Genomic DNA, 14,824 nt, shown 5'->3' on the forward strand with positions numbered 1-14,824 from the left:
ACAGCCAACAATGAAGAGCACCATCAACGACGTGGCCGCAAGAGCCGGGGTATCGATCAAGACCGTTTCCCGGGTGATCAACAACGAGCCGTCGGTGCGCCCCGCTACTCGCCAGAAAGTGATGGATGCCGTGGAAGCGCTGCACTACCAACCCAACCTGGCAGCGCGCAACCTGGCGGGCACCCGCAGTTACACCATTGCCCTGATCTACGATAACCCCAACGCCTATTATGTGATCGATATGCAGAACGGTATTCTCGAGGCATGCAAGGCACGAGGGTACGAACTACTGATTCACCCGAGTAATTCCAAGTCCACTAACGTAAATGACGAGCTGCGCGCACTGGTGGAGCACTCCAAAGTGGCGGGCCTGGTACTAACGCCGCCCTTTTCGGAAACACAGTCGGTAATCGATGAGGTCAAAAAACTCGGACTGGATTATGTGCGCATCGTTTCCAGTGGCGCCGCCGAAGGGGACGAAGACAACTGCATTCAGGTGGACGATACCGCAGCCGCCTTCGACATCACCAAACATCTGATTGAAAACGGCCACAAGCGTATCGGGTTTCTGGCGGGGGGCGAGGAACACGTCTCCACCCACGGGCGACTGGAGGGCTATAAGGAAGCGCTGCAACAAGCCGGTATCTCCATCGACCCGGATCTGATTATTCCCGGGGAATACTCTTTTGACTCGGGTGTATCCGGGGCCAAAGCACTGCTGGAAAAAGACAACCCGCCCACCGCCATTTTTGCCAGTAACGACGAGATGGCGGCCGGCGCACTTTTCGCCGCCCGCCTGATGCACATCGAAATTCCCGCGCAACTGTCCATCGTCGGTTTCGAGGACAGCCCCTTCTCCCGCCAGACCTGGCCCAAACTCACCACCGCGCACCAGCCCAACAGCGAAATCGCCAAATGCGCCGCCGCCCTGGTACTCAATAAAGCCCGCAGCAAAAGCGCCTCCGAAAGCGCCTCCGCCAACAAAGACGCCGGCATCACCAAAAAATTCGTCCCCGAACTCCTGGTCCGCGACTCCACCGGCCAATCCCCGGCTTAAACGGAATTTACCTCACAGCTCGAGGATCGCCGAAAAGCGTAGCGAGCACCTGTCTGGTGGTGGCCGCCGGAGCGGAAGGAACGGAATGTATGTTAATACATGAGTATCCTGACCGGGCTGGCGCACCAGCACCGCCGGACGCCGCCAGGCATGTGCGCAGTAGCTCTTCGGTGATTCCCCTCCAAAAAAAAGCCCTCACTAGGAGGGCAAAGATGACGAGAACCAAAGAGAGAAACTTTAAAAAGAAACTTAGACTGACTGTAGCGCCAGCTGGATAACCGGAGGTTATTTCCAGCTGCGCATCTTGTGCCCTTTCAGGGCGTAAAACAGGATAAACAGGTAAGCCGGGATGGAGATCACGTAGGCCAACTGGCCATCACCGGTGTCGGCGAAGTGGCCGTACAGGGGCGGCAGAACCGCACCACCGGAGATACCCATGATCAGCAGGGCGGCACCTTTGGAGGTGAACTTACCCAGGCCTTCCAGCGCCAGCGGCCAGATTGCCGGCCAGCACATGGCGTTGGCAAAACCCAGCAGCGCAACAAAGTAGACCGCGTTGGGGATTTCAGGCAGACCGAACAGCGCCAGGGTCGCGGAGGACATCACGGTGCTTTCCATGGAGCCGGTCATCACCGCGATAGTGAAGACAATACCCAGCACCGCAGAGATCAGCAGCGCAGTCTGCTGGCTGATAAAGCGCGGGATAGCGATGGTGCCCCAGATATAACCCAGCACCATAAACACCATGGTGTAGGACGTCAGAACAGAAGCGACCGCAGTATCCAGGCCCGCCTGTTTGCCCAGCAGACCGATCGCGTCACCGGCAATCACTTCCACACCCACATAGAAGAACAGTGCGATAGAGCCCAGGATCAGCTGTGGGAATTTCAGCAGTGCCGGCAGGTTAACCGCCATATCTTCCTGACCTTCCACCACCTCGTCTTCAATATCCGGCAGTGGTGCGAACATCATGGCGATTGCCAACACGAAACCGAGTACCGCCATGCCGATGTAAGGGCTCACCATCTGGCCAGCCAACTCGTCCAGCTTGGCATCTTTCGCGGTGGTAGAGAGTGCAGAGAGCTCTGCTTCAGAAATACCGCTGATACCAGACATCACCAGAGCCGCAAACACCAGCGGCGCAACAATACCAGCACCCTTATTGAGCAAGCCCATCACGCAGATACGCACCGCGGCGGTTTCCGGCGAACCGACTCTGACCACATAAGGGTTGGACGCAGTCTGCAAAATGGTGAGACCGGAGCCCACGACAAACTGTGCCAGCAGGAAGACGCCGAACATACGGCTGTAAGCGGCGGGAATAAAAATCAGTGCACCGACGGCAACCAACGCAAGGCCAAGGGCCATACCGGTCTTGTAGCCGGTGCGCTCTATAATGGCCGCCATGGGCAACGCCATTACGGTGTAAGCGATATAGAAAGCGGAAGCTACCAGCATGGCCTGGAAGGCGCTGAGCTCACAGATGGTTTGCAGGAACGGGATCAGGGCTCCGTTGAGCCAGGTTACAAAACCAAAGATAAAGAACAACAGACCGATGATGGTCATCGGCAGGATACTGCTGCGGGTTTCACCCTGGCTAACAACTGCGGTATTCATAGGCTCACCTTTAATTATCGTTATTTAGCGTTTATGCATTTCGTCATCAGTTTTGTTTTTGTCACGGGCATTCAGCCCGCGGAGAAGACTTCCTGTCCGCCGATCCAGGTCTTTTGCACCTGAAGATCGTCGTTCATCAAAATCATATCGGCCGCAGCGCCTTCGGCGATGCGGCCACCGGCAAAACCCAGGTATTCCGCCGGGTAGAGAGCGGCCATACGCAGGGCTTCGGTCAATTCAACACCACACCAGTCGCGAATATTGCGCACCGCGCCGATCATATCCAGGTGCGAACCGGCCAGCTCGCCGGTATTGGAGGTCAGCTTGTCGCCGTCGCGGGTGACGATGCGATTAAACAGCGGGAAACTCTGCTCGTCGCTGCCCACCAGTGACATGGCATCGGTCACCAGCATGATCTTACCGCGGGGTTTGGCCTTCAGCGCGAGGGTGATCGCTTCCGGACTCACGTGGTGGCCATCGACAATCAATCCACACCAGCAATCGTCACTGATCAACGCGGTACCCACCATGCCGGGATCACGGGAGTGCAGCGGCGACATGGCGTTGTACAAATGGGTAAATCCGCTCGCGCCTGCGGCTACCGCCGCGGCTGCGGTCTTGCCATCGGCATTGGAGTGGCCGAGGCAGACTTTCACACCGAGCGACACCAGCCTGGCGATGTCTTCCGGGGAAACGTTTTCCGGCGCCAGGGTGACCATCTTCAGGCCTAGGTCGTCCCGGGCGTAAATCGCCAGCTCTTCATCGCTGAGCGGGCGAATAAAACATTCTTCGTGGGTGCCTTTTTTCGGCGCGCTCAGGTGCGGGCCTTCAAAATGCACGCCGAGGACACCGGGCACGCCTTCTTTCAGGGCGGCACTGACCGCGTCGGCGGCTTTTTGCATAACGTCCACCTGATCGGTAATCAGGGTGGGCATAAAGCCGGTAGTCCCGAACTGGGCGTGAGCCGCAGACATTTTGCCGAGGGCGTTGACGCTGGTGTCGTTATTGAACAGCGCACCACCGCCACCGTTGACCTGTACATCGATCAGACCTGGCGCCAGCAAACCCTGCAATCGCACAGCGTCAGCCGCAGGGGTTCCGCCGAGGGAAATCACCTTGCCGCCGTCAACGGTCAGCGCTACATCCTTGAGTAGCTGCTCACCGTCGAATAACTGTTGTGCGATAAATGCCTGTACCACGTCCAAAATCCTTATCCGCGATCAAACGGTCTGGGTAACTTTCTTCAGACCCGCCGGCTCGTCCGGGTTAATACCCCGGCTTACCGCCACATGGGCAACGTCGATATAGAAGCGCTGCAGCAGAGGCAGCGGTGCAACGCGCGGGTGTACACCTTTGCTCGGCACGTGCAGATTGATCAGGGTGCCACCGCGACGGATGATATCGGCGATCTGCTCGCTGTGGGCCTGGTAGGACTCGTCTTCAATGGGCACGTTCACCACGGTGAGCTTCTGCTCTACCAGAGTGACCGGACCGTGCAGGAATTCCGCACTGGAGAAAGACTCCGCGTGGACGCTGCACACTTCTTTCAGTTTCAGCGCCAGCTCGCGGGTGATGCCGTAGCCGGGACCACGGCCGAGAACCACCAGGTTCTTCACGGCAGCCAGATCTTCCGGGCGCAGCTGCACGTCGGATTCGATGGCATCGGTCAGGGTTTGCGGCAGCATCTCAACGCCGGCTTTCAGCTCTTCGTCCTGGGTCCAGTTGGCCACCAGTTGCAGCACCGCAGACAGGGTGCACAGGTAGCTCTTGGTCGCCGCAACGGCCAGTTCAGGGCCCGCCTTCAGCGGCACTACCTGATCGACGATATCTTTGATTGGTGCACTCTCGTCGTTCACCAGCGCGACGGTGTAGGCGCCGGCGTCTTTCGCCATTTGCGCCTGGGCGAGGATGTCCGGGCTGCGGCCGGACTGGGAAATTACGATGACCAGCGCATCTTCGAGCTTCAGTTTTTTACCGTAAACACTGGAAACAGACGGTGCCGCCGCAAAGGTCGGTGTGCCGGTCTCAATTTCAATCAGGTACTTGGCGAATACACCGGCGTGGTCGGAAGAACCACGGCCCACGATCATCACAAAACGCGGCGGCTTGCTGCGCAGTCGTTCGCCCAACGCTTCCATGATCGGTGCGTTGTTCTGCAGTTGTTCGGCAATCCGGCTCGGGGCTTCACGAGCCTCGGTTTCCATTACTGTCATCGCCATAGATGCATCCACCTTGTTGGCCTCACCAGAGGTCACTGCGCTCATAAAATCTATCCGTAACTTTTTCTGAAGTCGTCTTCCGACAACCTGTGTGTTCTAACGATCTGGCTCTGTCGTTCAAAGAGATTCCGGGTTTATTACCCGAACAGCGCCTTGGCATCCGCCTCTTCACGCGCTGTGGACTCACTCTCCCCCAGCGCCGCCAGAGAGTGCTGGGCAAAGTAGACACAGCCCAGCTCCGGCGGATCCAGCGGATCGGAAACCCGCTCCGCCACATGGGGCTTGAGCCAGGGCTTCAGGCGCGGCGCCAGGCCACCGATCATGGACAGGCGCGGAGGTTTGCCCTCCATCAACTTGTCTGCGAGGTCACTGATGTACGCAGCACCATCACGCATGATCGAGGCCGCTACCGGACAATTCGCCTCGGCACATTCCACTACCGGCACCGCCAATTTGGCATACTGACTGGAAGGCTTGCCGGCCATCATTTCAATAACATCGTAGGGGTCATTGGTACCCAGCGCGGATTGCAACTCGCCCTTCAGGTCCGAGTCTCCCGCCAGGCCCTCCATCGCCATCAACAGGTATTTGACCGCTTCCATCCCCAGCCAGGCACCGCTGCCCTTGTCGCCGTGAGGAAAACCATGACCACCGACAATCACGCTGCGGCCATTCACCCACGAATAACCCACAGACCCGGTGCCAGCGATAATCACGGCACCATCTCCTCCCCGGTGCGCACCCAGGCATGCCGAGTGCTGATCCGTGGTAAGGAACATTTGCTTGAAGGGATGTGCCCAGGCGTTCATCTCGTTGTAGAGACGGGGCATATTCACCCCAGCCAGACCCACACCTGCAACCAGCTCTCCCAGAGTTTCCGCAGGCAGGCCGGCATCGGCCACCGCCAGTGCGGCAGAACGCACAATGGAATCAATGGTTTGCGCATAGCCATGAAGGGGGTTCGCGGGCCCGGAGACTCCGGTGCCCAACAGGCGATTGCTGGCGTCATAGACTGATGCACGGCACTTGCTACCACCGCCATCGACGCCAATGAAAAGAATGTCCCTGCTGTCTCTCAAAGCAACCATCTAACCGGCCCCTAAGATTTTCTATTGTTATGTGTCCTTGCCGGATTCCCCACCGCATTCACTGCGCCCCAGAGGATTCCAGCTGGGCGTCATCGACGCCTCTGCCAATATGTGAGAAATACTACAAGACAAATGACAGCGTTGTCATGCCTTTTTTCAAAAAAAACCCGAAGATTTGTCCCATTATATGCTGAATTTCCGTGCCTTTTGGTGAAAAAAACGTCGCCATAGCCCCTCAGGGCCAGCCCCGACGGTGGCAGGCGTACAAAAAACAACCTTCAATCTTTTCCCCCACGTCTTCACCTCGACCCGGTAACCGCCCCTCGCGCGTGTGGACCAGCTCAATCCACTTGCAATAAATTGGTCACACTTTTCTGCGATAAAGCGCGCGCCCGCGCTGGATTACAAGTAACAGCAATCACCAGCGCGAGCCTTGGGAACGTATTTCGTAGTGACAGGGGGCAGAATGAAACGCGATCTATCGCGCCGAGGGATAATTTTACCGAAGGATTTACTCGCAGTACTGCTGCGGCTTGTCCTGACTGCAGGCGTGCTGTTCAGTGGTCTCGCGTCTGCCGCCGACAGCAGTCGGGTTCTATTCCGCCTGACCGGCTCCAACACCGTGGGGGCAGACCTCGCGCCCGCACTGGTAAAAGACTACCTGAAATCCTTAGGAGCGACGGAAATCCGGCAGCGCACCGAGGGCGAAAAGCACTGGATTCACGCGGACCTTGAGGGTGAGCAGGTAGTGGTACCTATCATCGCTCTGGGATCCAGCACCGGTTTCAAAGCATTGGATAGCGACACCGCAGACATCGGCATGGCTTCGCGGCGTATTAAAGGCAAAGAAGTCGAGCTACTGGCGCGTTTTGGTGACTTCACCAGTGCCCAGGCAGAGCACGTCATTGGCCTCGATGCACTGGTGATCACTGTGCACAAGGACAACCCAATCAATCGCCTCACCCTCGCACAGCTGGCACAGATTTACAGTGGCGAGATCCGCAACTGGTCCCAACTGGGCGGCCCGGATCTGCCGATACGGCCACTACACCGGGATATCGAATCGGGCACCCGTGCCACTTTCGACAGCGAAGTTTTCGGCAGCACCCGCCCGGCAAAACCCTTCGTTTACGAGGTCTCCGGTAACCACGAGACCCGTGCGCTGGTTGAGCAGGATCGCGCCGCCATTGGCTACCTGCCATTTGCAGATTCCGATGGCATGCACAAGGTCGCAATCAAGTCCGGGGAGTTGGCGGCGGTGGTCCCGGATCGTGGCATTATCGCCACCGAGGACTTCCCCCTCACTCGACGCCTGTACCTGTACCGCAACCCGGGGCGCTTCAACGCGCAGGTCGATGCTTTTCTGAAGTTCGTTGAGTCTCCCGCAGGGCAGAAGATCGTTGAGGCAATCGGTTTTATCAACCTGACACCGGTGTCCCTGAAGTTGCCCGCCTACGCCAACGCACCGGATAGCTATCGCCAGTTGATGGAGAACGGATCGCGCCTGAGCATCTCATTCCGCTTTGCCGATGGCAGCACAGAGCTGGACAACCGTGCCCTGCGCGACCTGCACCGGTTGCAGGAATTTATGGCTCAGGAGGAAAACCGCGACCTATCGCTGACCCTGGTGGGTTTTTCCGACCGCAAATCCAACCAGAATATCGCGGACCTTATTTCACGCTTCCGCGCCCTCAAGGTTCAGGGGGCACTTCTGCGGGATCATCAAATGGGCGACAGCCAGATTATGGCGGTTGGCGCCTTTGCACCGCTCACTGCCGATAGTGAACAGGGGCCAGTGAAAAACAGTCGTGTCGAAGTCTGGATAAATTGACGAATCAGCCAAAGTAACACGCAAAGAAACAGCGGTGGTCGGGTACAGCAACTATATTTAACGCCATGACCACCGCAATCGTGACGCAATCCTCTCGCCCCAGCTCCCGTGCTGTCATCCTGTTGATGGCGGCACTTCTGTTGCTGCTTTCCGCCTGTTCCAGTGTGCGCCTCGCCTATGGCCATCTTGACTGGTGGATGGACCGCACCCTGAATAAATATCTCGATCTTGATGGCGCCCAGAAAGACCTGCTGCAGCAACGCGTCGATGAGTTTCATCGCTGGCACCGCCAGACGCAACTGCCCCGCTACGCGGATTATCTCGAAGAGCTTGCTGGCAAGGTCGACGACGCCGACACCAGCCCGACGAAACTGGCGGCCATCGAAGCCCGCGTAGACGCTTTCTGGCACGCCTCGATCACGATGTTGAGCGATCTGATGCTCCCGATCCTGGTGCAACTGGATGACAAACAGATCGATCAGCTCAGTGAGAACATGGAAGATGAGCGTGAGAAGTCTCTGAAGAAGTGGGACAAAGCGCAGCGCAAGCGGGAAAAGGAGTTTCGCAAGCAGGCAGAGCGCTGGCTTGGCGACCTGACGGGCGCACAGGAGTCCATGATTGATCGGCAGGTCGCCACCACCACCTTCGACCCCAAACGCCGGGATGCCCAACGGCAGCTATGGACTGCGGCATTTCTCGACACTTTGCGCAATAAACCACAAGGCTATGAGGCCCGCTTGCGCGCCCTGCTGATCGATCCTCAATCCCTGTGGTCGGACGACTATCGCAAGATGCAGGATCAGTTGCGCGCTCAGGCCAGAACCCTCGCTACGGAAATTCTTGAAAGTGCTACGCCAGAGCAACGTGCTCATCTGAAAAACACACTCCTGGAGTACGCCGCAGACTTTCGACACCTGGCGGCACAGCAACACTGACTGCCCGGCAACCCTAGTCTGTTTCAACTGCAACAAATTCCCTGCCACTTTTTCTCCCGTAATTCGCTGTTTTTACCGGGTTTTCCGGCAAAAAAGTGTCATAAAACATGACGCAATCCGCCCTCTGCTGATAAGCTCCCGTCCCGGAAACTTCCTGGGGAAGTTGTCTGTCAAGAGTTGTCCATCAAGAGAAGAGGATTTTCCGTGCGTATCGAGACCGCCCAACGCGACCAGCTGCAACAGTGGGAAAAAGAACTGGACCAGCAATACCAGCGCATTTGTCAGCACAACCTGAGCCTGGACCTCACCCGCGGTAAACCGGCGGCGGACCAACTCTCTCTGTCCGACAGCCTTGACGGTATTCTGAACGGAGACTACCGCGCGCCAGACGGTACAGACACCCGCAATTACGGCGGCCTGGAAGGCATTGCCGCCGCCCGCGAGCTGGGTGCAGACATCCTGCAGGTACCCTTCGATGAAGTGATGGCCGGCGGCAACAGCTCCCTGACCCTCATGTATCACGCGGTCCTCACCGGCTATCTGTTCGGCTTTGCCGGCAACCAGCCGTGGAAGGACATGCGCGCGCCCAAATTCCTGTGCCCGGTGCCCGGCTACGACCGCCACTTCTCAATCTGTGAGCAACTCGGCATCGCCATGGACACAGTCCCCATGACCGCCACCGGCCCGGACATGGACGCACTGGAACAGAAGATTCGCGAAGACGACCAGATCATTGGCCTGTGGTGCGTCCCCAAATTCTCCAACCCCACCGGCGTAACCTACGACGCCGACACCGTCGACCGCCTGGCGCAACTGGCGAAAATCGCCAACCCCGGATTCCGCATTTTCTGGGACAACGCCTACGCCATTCATGACCTTGACCACCAGGTAAAACTACCGAATATCCGCGAGGCCGCACTGGGTAATGATACCGCCGACTCGGTACTGCAGTTCGCCTCTACTTCCAAGGTGACCCACGCCGGTGCCGGTGTGGCATTTGTCAGCGCAAGCCCCGCCAACCTGGCCTCCCTCAAGCAGCAGATGTCAGCGATGACCATTGGCCCGGACAAAGTGAATCAGCTGCGCCACGCGCGCCTGTTTCCGGAGCTGACCCAGCTAAAAGAGCACATGCAAAAACATGCAGAAATCCTGCGCCCGAAGTTTGCCTGTGTGCTGGAGCACCTGGAGAAAAACTTTGCCGACACCGATCTGGGCGAATGGGAAAAACCCGCCGGTGGCTACTTCGTTTCCTTTAATACACGCCCGGGCGTAGCGGCAGAGGTGATTCGCCTGTCCGCCGACGCCGGTGTGAAACTGACCCCCGCCGGTGCGACCTTTCCCTACGGCAAAGATCCGGAAAACACCAACATCCGTATTGCCCCCAGCTTCCCACCTCTGGAAGAACTGGACACGGCCATGTCGGTATTTGTGCTGTGCGTAAAACTGGCGAGCGTGCGCAACGCATTAGCGAGCTGATTTCTCACTCCGCAAAAATTAAAAAAACCGGCAATTTTGCCGGTTTTTTTAATTTCTGATTTTCTACACAAGTATCAAATCTGATTGCGCCGCGTCTGCCAGGTAATCGGCCGCGCGTACTGCGCCACCTTGTCTTCCACCCCCAGTAACATCGCAAACAATGCCATGCGAACCAGCAGGCCATTGTCCGTCTGGCGGAAAATCGCCAGGCTCGGGTGTTCGTTCAGATCCGAATCCAGCTCGTTGGCTTCCGCGCGGGAATCCCGCGGCAGCGGGTGCATGATCACGGTATTGGGCTCTGCGTGACGGGTGAAAATATCGCGATTCAGACGGAAACGGCCGCGGTAGCGATCGGCGTCGGCCTGAGATTCAAAACGCTCTTCCTGAATACGGGTGGAGTACACGATATCCACATGCTTGATCGACGGCTCGAGCTGATCCGTCACCACCACCTGGTGCCCGGCTTCACGCAGCTTTTCGACCACCGCTTCCGGCATTGCCAGCTCCTGCGGCGATACCAGAACCAGCTGGACATTTTTAAACAGGCACAGCAGTTTGCACAGGGAGTGCACCGTACGGCCGTGTTTGAGATCGCCGATCATGGCAATGCGGAAGTTATCCAGGGAACCGCCCTTGCCTTCCAGTTCCTTGCGAATGGTGTACAGGTCGAGCAGCGCCTGCGTGGGGTGCTCGTTGGCACCGTCGCCACCGTTCACAATTGGCACGCGACTGGCGGCGGCGAACTCGGCGACCGAACCGGATTGCGGGTGGCGCATGCAGATAATATCCGAGTAACCGGAAAGCACCCGTGCGGTATCGTACAGAGATTCGCCTTTGGCCAGGGAGCTGGCAGACACCCCCACTGTCTCGCGCACCGTGCCGCCAAGCAGGTTGAAGGCACAGCCGAAGCTTACCCGGGTGCGAGTGCTGGGCTCGAAAAACATGTTGCCGAGGATTGCGCCCTCAAGGACACGGGTGACTTTTTCCCGGCGGGCGTAAGGAACCATGGTGTCCGCCACGGCAAAAATTCGGTCGATGTCGTCCCGCTCAAACTGGCTGACGGAAAGGATATTGGCACCGATAAAGTCCATTGCTGCTCCACAAGTTGCGCGATTATGCGCTGATAGCGACTGAATAGCCTCTGAAGTGCGCCGGGATCACCGGCGGCTGGGCGGGCGGTATTCTACGCGCGGGAGGGCGCGTGGAACAGTCGGGGACTGTGGTAGATGCACCAGCGCCCGGCTAGCCCAACAGTGCATCGCCCCAGGCTTCCAGTTGATCCAGCAGGTCACTGCGCTCCGGGAACTCCTCCCGCAATCGCGCAATTTCCTCGAAATAGGCTTCCATGGTAATACTCGCCCCGAACTTGGGATCCGTCAGCCGCTGGTAACGCCACGCTTCCCAGCGCTCCTGTTCTTCCTCATTCAGCGTCTCGGGGAAGTTGCGCGCCCGCAGGCGGAAGAGTAGTTCCGGCAAGCGGGAATCAGAAAATTGCGCCTGTCCAGACAGCGCTTGCGGACCGCGACTTGTCAGCGCACTGTGCAACTGTCGACACAGGTCGCGGTCGGCGTCATTCATAAAGCCATCGTAGAGACGCGCCTCCACATCCTTGGCCGGGAACTCCCCGTCGAGGAACACCTGATGCAGCTTTTCGGTCAGATCCAGCCCCTGCAGCTTCTGCCAGTTGGCCGCACAGGCCGCCTTGTCGATCTTCAGGTCCGCGGCGCGCTGGTCGGAAAGCATGTTCGCCGGTGCCAGTACCGGGCAGCGATTCATATGGATCAGCTTCAGACCCACAGGCAGATCGCCCTCGCCCAGCTTGTCGCGGGCGGTGTAGAGACGCTCGCGCAGGGCTTCCGGACCCAGATCGAGGATTGGCTGCGGATCCATGGCCAGGTTGGCGCAGATAACCGCATTGCGGTTTACCGGGTGCATGGCCAGAGGCAGGACATAAGTGAGGTGGCCGTGTGTCGCAGGCACCTTACCGGAGATGTGCAACAGGGGTTTGCGCTCCCGAGGATTCAGGATTTTGGCCACTTCCTGTTTGCGGCGCAGGTTGTACACGTAGTCGTAAAGCTTGGGCTGTCGGTCGCGGATCAGCCGCGCCATATCAATGGTGGCCCGCACATCCGACAATGCATCGTGGGCCCCCTCGTGACTGATCCCGTTTGCCGCGGTCAGTTCCTCCAGGCGGAATGACGGCACCCGCACACCATCGGCGATTTCCCGCTGCGGCCACTGGATCCCATCCGGACGCAGCGCGTAGGTCAGCCGCACCATATCAATGATATCCCAGCGGCTGTTGCCGGACTTCCATTCCCGCTCGTAAGGGTCCAGCAGATTGCGATAAAGGGTATGGCGGGTGACTTCATCGTCGAACCGGAGGCTGTTGTAACCTACCCCGCAGGTACCCGGCGCCCCCAGTTCCGCAAGAATCCGTTTGATAAACTCGATCTCCGGCATCCCTTCGGCGTGGGCCTTCTGGGGGGGCAGTCCGGTCACCAGCGCCGCCATGGGCTGCGGCAGGCAGTCGCTTGCGGGCCTGGAATAGATCATCAGAGGTTCGCCGACCACGTTCAGGTCTTCGTCGGTGCGAATACCGGCAAATTGAGAGGGCTTGTCTGCCCCCGGGTCTACCCCCCAGGTCTCATAATCGTGCCAATACAAGGTTGTCCCAGACAAAGCGTTCTCCCCTTTCCTATTCCGTCTGCAGGTGTATCCACCAACTGCGCGCCATGGTAACCCACCGGGCAATCATCGCGCAGGTTGCAATGCCCTCATCGCCCATTAAAATCCCGCCTTCTTCGATATACTCCCATTTTCAAGAATCGCCACGGGATAATGCCCCCCTTATGAATATTCGCCAGCAGCTTAACGACATTTTCCAGACCGCCATGACCGCCGCGGGAATTCCCGCCGAGTGCACCCCGGCGGTGGCGCCGGCCAAGAAGGCGGGCTTTGGTGACTACCAGGCCAATGGCGCCATGGCAGCGGCCAAAAAAGTGGGCAGTAATCCCCGCGAGCTGGCAGCCAAAATCATCGAGAACCTGGGTGAACAGCCCATGATCGAAAAAGTGGAAGTGGCCGGTCCCGGCTTTATCAACATCCACCTGAGTGAATCCTGGCTGGCCGGCACCCTCGCCGCCGCGCGCGCCGATACGCGCCTGAATATCCGTAAGGCCGTTGAACCGCAGACCGCGGTGCTGGATTACTCCCACCCCAACCTCGCCAAAGAAATGCACGTGGGCCACCTGCGCACCACCATCATTGGCGATGCCCTCGCCCGCCTGCTGGAGTTCCAGGGGCACACGGTGATCCGCCAAAACCATATGGGCGACTGGGGTACCCAGTTCGGCATGCTGCTGGCACATCTGGCGGACAAAATGGAAAACCAGGACGCCGAGGTGGCCCTAAAGGACCTGGAGGTCTTCTACCGTGAGGCCAAGGTCCGCTTCGACGAGGAAGAAGGCTTTGCTGATCGCGCCCGCGAATATGTGGTGAAACTGCAAGGCGGCGATGCGGACTGCCTGAAGCTGTGGCAGCGCTTTATCGACATCTCCATCAGCCACGCCGAAGAGATCTACGAAAAGCTGGGCGTTACCCTGCAACGCAAAGACGTCTACGCCGAAAGTCAGTACAACGACGACCTGCCGGTACTGGTGAAAGACCTGATCGAGCGCGGTATCGCCGTGGAAGACCAGGGGGCCATCGTCGCCTTCCTACCAGAAATGGCCGACAAGGAAGGCAATCCCAGCGTGGTGATCATCCAGAAGAAAGGCGGCGGCTATCTTTATGCCACAACCGACCTGGCCGCCATCCGCTACCGCGCCAATGTCCTGAAAGCAGACCGCATACTATACGTGGTGGACGCGCGCCAGACCCTGCATCTGCAGCAGGCCTTCACCGTAGCGCGCAAGGCCGGCTACATCGCCGACAGTCAGACACTGGAACACTGCGCCTTTGGCACCATGATGGGCGACGACGGTAAACCGTTTAAGACACGCACCGGGGGCACGGTAAAACTGGCGGAGCTGCTGGATGAAGCCGTTGAACGCGCCACTGCACTGGTGGCGGAAAAGAACCCGGAGCTGAGTGCAGAAGAGCAGGCAGAGATCGGTCGAGTGGTGGGCATCGGTGCGGTGAAATACGCCGACCTCAGCAAAACCCGCACCAACGATTACGTGTTCAACTGGGATGCCATGCTGGCGTTCGAAGGAAACACCGCGCCTTACCTGCAATACGCCTACACCCGTGTGCGCAGTATTTTCCGTCGCGCCGGCGTAGACCCGTCAGAACTGAAAGGCGATATCCTGCTGAATACCGATGCGGAACGCGCCCTGGCCATCAAGCTGAATCAGTTCGGCGAAGTACTGGATCAGGTAGCCAAAGATACCTTCCCACATGTGCTTTGTACCTACCTGTACGAACTGGCAAGCGCCTACATGGGCTTCTACGAAGCCTGCCCGGTACTCAAAGAAGGGGTCAGTGAAGAAGAGAAGCAGAGTCGTCTGCAATTGTGCGACCTGGTAGCCCGCACCCTGTCTACTGGTCTCGACCTGTTGGGTATTGAGACCCTGGAAAAAATGTAACGCAAATAGTTG

General features: G+C 58.3%; 11 protein-coding genes. 5 read left to right on the plus strand and 6 right to left on the minus strand.

The features are described 5' to 3' along the window. The first annotated feature begins 10 nt into the window (after window positions 1-10). Window positions 11-1,057 (plus strand): LacI family DNA-binding transcriptional regulator, encoded by a 1,047-nt coding sequence (locus AU11_RS08745; RefSeq protein WP_043318778.1) that lies wholly within the window; start codon window positions 11-13, stop codon window positions 1,055-1,057. Between the two features lie 285 nt (window positions 1,058-1,342). Here the strand turns inward: AU11_RS08745 and AU11_RS08750 are convergent, their stop codons facing one another. The 4 genes from AU11_RS08750 to nagK all read right to left on the minus strand — a co-directional run bounded on the left by AU11_RS08750 (window position 1,343) and on the right by nagK (window position 5,981). Next, window positions 1,343-2,674 carry a sugar MFS transporter gene (locus tag AU11_RS08750; protein ID WP_043318780.1) on the minus strand — a complete coding sequence of 444 codons (1,332 nt, stop codon included), beginning with the start codon at window positions 2,672-2,674 and terminating at the stop codon, window positions 1,343-1,345. 71 nt (window positions 2,675-2,745) lie between these two features. Beyond that, window positions 2,746-3,873, minus strand: coding sequence for an N-acetylglucosamine-6-phosphate deacetylase (gene nagA / locus AU11_RS08755; RefSeq protein WP_043320274.1), 1,128 nt, complete (start codon window positions 3,871-3,873; stop codon window positions 2,746-2,748). 21 nt (window positions 3,874-3,894) lie between these two features. Next, entirely contained in the window at window positions 3,895-4,938 is a 1,044-nt protein-coding gene (gene nagB-II / locus AU11_RS08760) for a glucosamine-6-phosphate deaminase NagB-II (protein WP_231491776.1), read from the minus strand. 92 nt (window positions 4,939-5,030) lie between these two features. Further along, the gene (nagK, locus tag AU11_RS08765) at window positions 5,031-5,981 is read right to left on the minus strand and encodes an N-acetylglucosamine kinase (protein ID WP_043318782.1); all 951 of its coding nucleotides are present in this window, start codon (window positions 5,979-5,981) and stop codon (window positions 5,031-5,033) included. Window positions 5,982-6,447: 466 nt separating this feature from the next. Between nagK and AU11_RS08770 the strand changes: the two genes are divergently transcribed. The 3 genes from AU11_RS08770 (at window position 6,448) to AU11_RS08780 (ending at window position 10,223) form a co-directional block, all read left to right on the plus strand. Beyond that, on the plus strand, window positions 6,448-7,812 hold the full coding sequence (locus AU11_RS08770; protein WP_051687110.1) for a substrate-binding domain-containing protein: 1,365 nt from the start codon (window positions 6,448-6,450) through the stop codon (window positions 7,810-7,812). Window positions 7,813-7,877: 65 nt separating this feature from the next. Further along, on the plus strand, window positions 7,878-8,747 hold the full coding sequence (locus AU11_RS08775) for a DUF6279 family lipoprotein (protein ID WP_043318784.1): 870 nt from the start codon (window positions 7,878-7,880) through the stop codon (window positions 8,745-8,747). A 204-nt stretch (window positions 8,748-8,951) separates the two neighbouring features. After that, window positions 8,952-10,223, plus strand: a complete 1,272-nt coding sequence (locus AU11_RS08780) for an aminotransferase class I/II-fold pyridoxal phosphate-dependent enzyme (protein ID WP_043318786.1) — start codon at window positions 8,952-8,954, stop codon at window positions 10,221-10,223. Window positions 10,224-10,297: 74 nt separating this feature from the next. On the opposite strand, the gene AU11_RS08785 is transcribed toward AU11_RS08780, so the two are convergent. Beyond that, the gene (locus tag AU11_RS08785; protein ID WP_043318787.1) at window positions 10,298-11,314 is read right to left on the minus strand and encodes an aspartate carbamoyltransferase; all 1,017 of its coding nucleotides are present in this window, start codon (window positions 11,312-11,314) and stop codon (window positions 10,298-10,300) included. Between the two features lie 151 nt (window positions 11,315-11,465). Continuing rightward, window positions 11,466-12,905, minus strand: coding sequence for an exodeoxyribonuclease I (gene sbcB / locus AU11_RS08790; RefSeq protein WP_043318789.1), 1,440 nt, complete (start codon window positions 12,903-12,905; stop codon window positions 11,466-11,468). 170 nt (window positions 12,906-13,075) lie between these two features. On the opposite strand from sbcB, the gene argS reads away from it, so the two are divergent. Continuing rightward, window positions 13,076-14,812, plus strand: coding sequence for an arginine--tRNA ligase (gene argS, locus AU11_RS08795; RefSeq protein ID WP_043318790.1), 1,737 nt, complete (start codon window positions 13,076-13,078; stop codon window positions 14,810-14,812). The last annotated feature ends 12 nt before the right edge of the window (window positions 14,813-14,824 follow it).

Origin of the sequence: Microbulbifer sp. HZ11, from assembly GCF_000708675.1 — a bacterium.
GTDB lineage: Bacteria > Pseudomonadota > Gammaproteobacteria > Pseudomonadales > Cellvibrionaceae > Microbulbifer.

Coding starts and splice junctions, on each gene's coding strand:
- AU11_RS08745 (WP_043318778.1), top strand. CDS start 11: ATGAAGAGCACCATCAACGACGTGGCCGCAAGAGCCGGGGTATCGATC.
- AU11_RS08750 (WP_043318780.1), bottom strand. CDS start 2,674: ATGAATACCGCAGTTGTTAGCCAGGGTGAAACCCGCAGCAGTATCCTG.
- nagB-II (WP_231491776.1), bottom strand. CDS start 4,938: ATGAGCGCAGTGACCTCTGGTGAGGCCAACAAGGTGGATGCATCTATG.
- nagK (WP_043318782.1), bottom strand. CDS start 5,981: ATGGTTGCTTTGAGAGACAGCAGGGACATTCTTTTCATTGGCGTCGAT.
- AU11_RS08770 (WP_051687110.1), top strand. CDS start 6,448: ATGAAACGCGATCTATCGCGCCGAGGGATAATTTTACCGAAGGATTTA.
- AU11_RS08775 (WP_043318784.1), top strand. CDS start 7,878: ATGACCACCGCAATCGTGACGCAATCCTCTCGCCCCAGCTCCCGTGCT.
- AU11_RS08785 (WP_043318787.1), bottom strand. CDS start 11,314: ATGGACTTTATCGGTGCCAATATCCTTTCCGTCAGCCAGTTTGAGCGG.
- argS (WP_043318790.1), top strand. CDS start 13,076: ATGAATATTCGCCAGCAGCTTAACGACATTTTCCAGACCGCCATGACC.